General features: G+C 75.9%; 1 protein-coding gene. It reads left to right on the top strand.

Features of this window, described 5'->3' with window-relative positions; genetic code table 11:
* Positions 1-508: 508 nt before the first annotated feature.
* A partial coding sequence (locus PV341_RS44990; RefSeq protein ID WP_500361025.1) for a LacI family DNA-binding transcriptional regulator occupies positions 509-1,522 on the top strand: 1,014 nt, incomplete at its 3' end.

The raw sequence follows: 1,522 nt of genomic DNA on the forward strand, positions 1-1,522 counted from the left end.
GGCCGCCGAGGGGGCGGGAGGTGGCGAGGCCGGCGAGGAGGCCGGCGGCGGCGGTGACGGCAGGGTAGCTGAGGACGTGGTCGACGTCGGCGCAGCGTCGGAAGGCGGCGTCCCACGACCGCCTCCACTGCGTGCAATCCAGAGCGCGGGAGGCCCTGCGTCATCCGCGCAAGCACCCCGTGGCGGCGCGGCACGTGAACCCCCGCTCACGTCACCGCCCCCGCATCGCCGCCCGGGCGAAGCCGCCGGTGCCCACCGAACCGAACGCGCCGATCGCGGCGCCCAGCGGTGCCGCTGTTGCCTCGTCCACACGGGACGCCCTCCCGGCGCCCCGTCGGTGCCGCCCGCACCGGCCCTCCCCGGCTCGCGGCATGCGTCACACACCGGCACGACGGGGCGGGGGCCATTGCCTCACCCCGGGGGGCCGACATAGCATCGTGCTCCGTAGTGGTGAATCGATTCGACGAATCGATTCGACAACCCGGCACACGGGTCGCGAAGGAGCCGCATGACCACGATCAAGGACGTCGCCGAGCGCGCCGGGGTCGCACCGAGCACCGTGTCGTACGTTCTGAGCGGCTCGCGCAAGATCTCCGAGGACACCCGCCGCACCGTGCAGCAGGCGATCGACGAGCTCGGCTACCACCCGCGCGCGAGCGCCCGCACGCTGCGCAGCGCGCGGACCAACGTGCTGGCGCTGGCCTTCCCCCGCGTGGCGGGCGGCTACCGGGCGGTCGACGGGCAATTCGCCATCTACATCAGCGACGCGGCCCGCGCCCACGGTTACGACGTCCTGCTCATGACCGCGCGGGAAGGCGTGCCGGGGCTGCGCCGCATCGCGCGCGGCGGCCAGGCGGACGCCGCGATCCTGATGGCCGTCGAGATGGAGGATCCGCGCATCGCGGCCATGCTCGAACTCGGCTTCCCCACGGCGCTGCTGGGGCGGTCCGCCGACGACTCCGCGCTGCCGTGGACCGATCTGGACTGGGAGGCGGCCGCCGCCCTTGCCGTCCACGAGGTCGCCGCCGCCGGCCACCGGGACATCGCGTACCTGGCCACCACCGAGCGCGAGATCCAGGCGCGGCGCGGCTACGCGATCCGGGGCGTGGCCGGAGCGTGCCGCGCGGCGCCGGAGACCGGGGCCGACGTGCGCGTGCACCAGTCGACCGGGGACATGGCGCGGCTCGCGCGGCGCATCGGCACCCTGCTGCACGGCGAGCGCCCGCCGACCGCCCTGGTGGTGCAGCACGTGGCGGCGCTCCCGCACGTCCTCGCCGCCGTGGCGGCGGAGGGGCTGCGGGTGCCCGAGGACCTGGCGGTCGTGGCGGTCGGCAACCTCCCCGACGACGTGGGCGGTCAGGACCTGCCGCGCATCGAACTGCCCGTCCCCGAGATGTCCGCCGAGGTGACACGGCTCGCCGTGGAGGCCATCGCCGCCCACGCGCAGGGCACGCCACCCACGCCGCCGGGGCACCGGCTGATCCCCCCGGCGCTCGTGCCGGGCCCGCTGATCGCCCCGCCC

The organism is Streptomyces sp. PA03-1a, assembly GCF_033792805.1.
Classification (GTDB): Bacteria; Actinomycetota; Actinomycetes; order Streptomycetales; family Streptomycetaceae; genus Actinacidiphila.